Annotated in this window: 4 protein-coding genes and 2 pseudogenes; 2 read left to right on the forward strand and 4 right to left on the reverse strand. The window is 58.8% G+C overall.

The features are described from left to right. Positions 1 to 107: 107 nt before the first annotated feature. The 4 genes and pseudogenes from tnpC to NKJ73_RS34455 form a co-directional block, all read right to left on the reverse strand. A complete protein-coding gene (gene tnpC / locus NKJ73_RS33845; protein ID WP_352572706.1) occupies positions 108 to 1,712 on the reverse strand; it encodes an IS66 family transposase in 1,605 nt (534 codons plus the stop codon). A gap of 73 nt (positions 1,713 to 1,785) precedes the next feature. Beyond that, positions 1,786 to 2,133, reverse strand: a complete 348-nt coding sequence (gene tnpB, locus NKJ73_RS33850; RefSeq protein ID WP_352572708.1) for an IS66 family insertion sequence element accessory protein TnpB — start codon at positions 2,131 to 2,133, stop codon at positions 1,786 to 1,788. Beyond that, positions 2,130 to 2,510 carry a transposase gene (locus NKJ73_RS33855; protein ID WP_352572710.1) on the reverse strand — a complete coding sequence of 127 codons (381 nt, stop codon included), beginning with the start codon at positions 2,508 to 2,510 and terminating at the stop codon, positions 2,130 to 2,132. Before NKJ73_RS33855 ends, tnpB begins: the two co-directional genes overlap by 4 nt. A 269-nt stretch (positions 2,511 to 2,779) precedes the next feature. Continuing rightward, positions 2,780 to 2,962, reverse strand: a pseudogene (locus NKJ73_RS34455) (ATP-binding protein); the annotation flags it as partial. Positions 2,963 to 3,155: 193 nt separating this feature from the next. Here NKJ73_RS34455 and NKJ73_RS33860 point away from each other — a divergent pair. Beyond that, positions 3,156 to 3,318 (forward strand): annotated as a pseudogene (locus tag NKJ73_RS33860) (IS66 family transposase); the annotation flags it as partial. 386 nt (positions 3,319 to 3,704) lie between these two features. After that, on the forward strand, positions 3,705 to 4,466 hold the full coding sequence (locus NKJ73_RS33865; RefSeq protein WP_352572712.1) for a class I SAM-dependent methyltransferase: 762 nt from the start codon (positions 3,705 to 3,707) through the stop codon (positions 4,464 to 4,466). Positions 4,467 to 4,710: the final 244 nt, after the last annotated feature.

Below are 4,710 nucleotides of genomic sequence, written 5' to 3' on the forward strand. Positions count from 1 at the left end.
GCAAGGCGATCTCGTTAGCAGGCACGATCCTGGGACGAACTCTCCCAAGGTCGTTCAACAGATTGAGAGGCCTCGCTCTACTGACGTAAGCGGGTAGCTGATGCCGTTCAGCGGTGGTAGTTCCAAGGCATGAGCGCCTCGATAGCGCTGTTTGGCCAGCCATTGGCGATGCGCTCGAGGGTCTGGGTGAGCCAGGCGTGCGGATCGACCTGGTTCATCTTGGCGGTGGTCAGCAGCGTGGCGATGGTGGCCCATGTCCGTCCGCCGCCGTCGCTGCCAGCGAAGAGGCTGTTCTTTCGGGTAATTGTCTGTGGCCTGATGGCGCGCTCGACGGTGTTGGAGTCGATTTCGATGCGGCCGTCGGTGAGGAAGCGCTCCAGCGCGGCACGCCGGCCGAGCGCATAGCGGATCGCCTCGGCGGGCTTCGATTTTCCCGACAGCTTCGGCAGCTCCTTTTCCCACAGCGCAAAGAGAGCGGCAACGACGGCGGCGGATTTCTCCTGACGCGCAGTTATCCGTACTGCCGGGTCCTGGCCGCGTACGGCCTCCTCGGCGGCCCACAGTGGGGCCATCTGCGCCACCGTCTGCGAGGCGATAACGGAGGAGCCTGCGGCATGCAGTTCGTAGAACTTGCGCCGCACGTGCGACCAGCACGCCGCCAGCGTCACGCCGTCATTGCCCCGATCGGATCGGGCCAGCCGGTTATAGGCGGCGTATCCGTCGACTTGCAGGATGCCGCGATAGCCGTCCAGATGACGGGCGACACATTCGCCGGCGCGGCTGTCCTCGAAGCGATAGACAACAATGGGCGGTCCACTGCCGCCAAAGGGCCGATCATCGCGGACATAGGTCCAGAGGTAGGCCGTCTTGGCCTTGCCAGATCCCGGCGCCAGCGTTGGCAGCGTGGTCTCATCGGCAAAGACCCGCTCACCCTGCTTGATGCGGGTCAGTGCGTAATCGGCGAGCGGCTCGAGCTCGAAGCCGAGCTTGCCCATCCACTGCGCCATCTGTGACCGGTCGATCTCGACCTGATCGCGGGCATAGATCGCTTCCTGGCGGTAGAGCGGCAGGCCATCGGCGTATTTCGACACCGCGATCTGCGCCAGCAGCGCTTCGGTCGGAATGCCGCTTTCGATAATGCGGGCGGGCGCGGCTGCCTGGATGACGCCGTCCCAGCCCTTGTAGGCATATTTGGGGCGACGCGTGACGATCACCCGGAACTTCGCCGGGGTGACATCGAGCCGTTCGGAGACGTCCTCGCCGATCAGGATCTTTTCCAGCGCTTCGCAGCCAGCAGGCGTCTCGGGCTCGATGACCACCTCGATCCGTTCGAGATGGGCCGCAAAGCCTTTGCGAGGGCGCGGGGCGCGCTTCGCTTTCGAGCCGCCCGCAGACTTCTCCATCTGCGCTTGGATGGCCGCCACGCCGGTTTCGATCTCGTCGAAGACCAGAGCGTACTGCTCCTCGCTCAGCGCACCGGCCCGCAACCTTTCGGAGCGGCTGCCGAAGCGCGACCGCTCCAGCATCTTCACCACCGCCGTCAGTCGTGCGATCCGCTCCTCGGCGCTCTTGTTGACCAACTCGAGATGCGTATTGTGGACTTCGAGATCGGCATTACGCTCTTCCAGACCGGCGGCTTTTTCGGCCATGGCAACAACCATCGCCTTGAGCGCGTCAACGTCGTCCGGGAGCGCGAGATCGGGTGCCGACATGGCCAAAATCAGAGCATATTCGCGGGCAATTTTCCCGCGTTTTCAGCTCCCTGATTCATCATGCCGCAGGGTTTTACCCAACCGATTGCGGCCGCCTGACGGTCTCCGTTCGAACCCGTTTCCAGTCCATTCCGTCAACCAGAGCCATGAGCTGAGCATGATGATTGAGCTGGACCCGGTGGTGGCCGATCCGCGGCCAGCAGAACTTCGCCTCATCCAGCCGCTTGGCATAAAGACACACGCCGCTGCCGTCCCACCAGACTATCTTGATCCTGTCCGCTCTTTTGGCGCGGAATACATAAAGTGCGCCGTTGAATGGATCCGAGCCGGCATCGCGCACCAGTGCCAAAAGGCCGTCGGGACCTTTTCTAAAATCGACTGGATGACTGGCGACCAACACCTTCACGCCAGCCGGGATCATGCCTGGCGAACCGCCCGGATAATCCGCACCAGCTGCTCCTCATTGATATCGGCACCGGCGCGAATGACCACGCCACCCAGCTCGATCTCCACCGACGCAGACGCTGTCGGCGTGACCTCGACAAAGCCGAGCCGCTCCGCATCCCTGTGTGGCGTGACCGCACCGCTCTTGATCGCCTTGCTCCGCCAGCCGAACAGCTGGGCCGGCGCCATCCCCGCTCGTCTGGCAATGGCCGATACATTCGCGCCCGGCTTCAGTGTCGCCTCGATCAGCCGCGACTTCGCTTCCGCCGACCAGCGCCGCCGCGGACGCTGCGGGCTTGCCTCCAGTCGGTTGGCAACCGCTTCAAGAACATGGAAACTTCTATCATCAGGCATAGGCGCAGACATAGAAATTGACACTGCAAGCTCCTCGGCTCCTTGCTTCAGTGTCAGTATGTCTCGCTCATCACCTCAAGCCGCGCCAGATGGGGTCAGCTTGGCGCTTACCTACTGACCCCATCATGCGGCGGCTTAACGTCGACCGCGAAGAGAAGCGAGTGACCCGCGGGGCGACATGGTCCGGAAAAATATCAGGAGGAGCTTGACCTCAACGACCCCAATCAGAGAAGCCTGCTAGTGCTCAGCCGGAATCGTGATCGTCGGATTCATTCCTGGCGGCCGCTTTTTTTCGGCAGCGGAGGCGGGTTGATAAGTGCTTTTGATCGAGCGTGCTCGGGGGACGAGATCGGCGTGCGTCGAAGGCGGTAGCTTGATCCCTCAATTTAGATTACGACGACGTGGTGAAGCACGCAATCAAAAAGTGCGGTTGCGAGGACAGGGTCAGCGAAGCTTTCATGATGCCTTCGCCCTCGATCGCCTGGTGCGAGCGGTCTGCGCCCGAAGCGCGTCGGTCTGAGAGTTCGATTTGCAACCGGCCCGTTCGTGAGCTGGCGCCTCCCGATCCCACCCGCGGCGAGATAGTCGAAGACGGTTTGGGGTGTGACGCCCAGGGCGGCGGCCCCCCTTGAACAGAGTAGGTCCATCTCGCCATCGGTCGTGATTAGCGCTCGTCCCGTGCTCCTGGCCGCGCGTGCCGAGAATGAGACGCTCCGCCAGATCATCAAGGAGTTACAGCGCTATCGCTTCGGGCGAAGGGCGGAGAGCCTGCGTGAGGACCATTGCTCTTGGGCTGGATGAAGTCGAGCACATAAAGGCTACAGGCTTCACCTGCCAGAAGCCTCGGACCCCTAAACCGTGATGCCACGGCTCAATCGGTCGACAGTCTGTGACACCGAATTCCGCCATGTGAGCCTGTGAGCCCCGATCGCATTGCATCTGCGTGCGCTGGCTAACCAGAAAGTCGCGCGTGCGGTGAAGAACACAGTCCTGATGAGCAGCTTCACTTTTGCTGGAGACTAACCGTATTCGAGGGGGGTATGCCCGAAACGGTACAATCTCGAATGCGACATGGTCAATGAATGTCGCAAAAAAGTCAAGGAAGAAATAAAAATTTCGCAAAATTTTTCCCCAACTATCCGGACGATGTGAGAAAATGCTCGAGATGCAACATTCAATGAAAGAGGAAAAAGAATGAACGATGGCACAGCGAGAAAGGTATCCCTGACGGATCTCGAAGAATACTTCAGTGAAGATTACATTCACTTTGCGGGCGTGATAAACCCGCCGGAGGTGTGTGACAGACAGGCTGGATTAGTTTGGAATCTTCTTTCTCTTGCACAAGGCAGCGCGGTTCTTGAACTTGGCTGCGGCTATGGGCGGATTGCCAACCGATTGGCGGAAAAAGGAGCGCAGGTAGTCGGAGTTGATATCTCGCCGATCTTGCTAAAAAAAGCCGAAGCGGATGCGGCTGAACGCGGAATAAATGTCGAGTATGTTCTAGGCGACATGCGCTCACTTCCGTGGCGAGATAGATTCGACGCTGCTTTTCTATGGTACACGACCTTTGGCTATTTCGATGACGCGGATAATGAGGGAGTTCTTCGTGAAGCCGCCTCTTCGCTTCGAAAGGGCGGGTGTTTGCTAATCGATAACCACAATCGCATCCAGTCTCTACGTCACAAGTTTCCTATATGTGACGTTGCGCGGCGGAATGACGATTTGCGGATCGATATATATAGCAACGATGTACTAAGCGATCGCCAGAACCTCGAAAGGATTATCATTCGAGATGGACATGTTAGGCGAACGCACCTTTCTTACAGACAGTATGGGTTTTCTGAATACGTTCGCATGTTGCGAAGTGCGGGATTCAAGTCCGTTGAAGCTTATAGCGAAGAAGGTGAAGCGTTTACATGCGATAGCTCGCGCCTCGTGATTGTCGCACACAAATAATATCATCTACCTAGCCTAGCTCGACTGCCCGTCAGAAGAACCAGCGACCCTCCAAAGAACCGTTAGTCAGCGGCGAAATCCCTCCTTAGAACCCGTATCTTTAAGGGTTTGGGCATCATTTTTTGGCGCGCGAGCCAAAGTTACGTCCTCGGAAAGAACAACCACTTAATTGCCTGGTGCAATCGACATTTCAAGATAGGAGAGCTGCTATGCCCACAAATAGTCAACAGGAACGCGTGCCTGC

Source organism: Mesorhizobium sp. M0074 (genome assembly GCF_040322975.1).
Classification (GTDB): Bacteria; Pseudomonadota; Alphaproteobacteria; order Rhizobiales; family Rhizobiaceae; genus Mesorhizobium.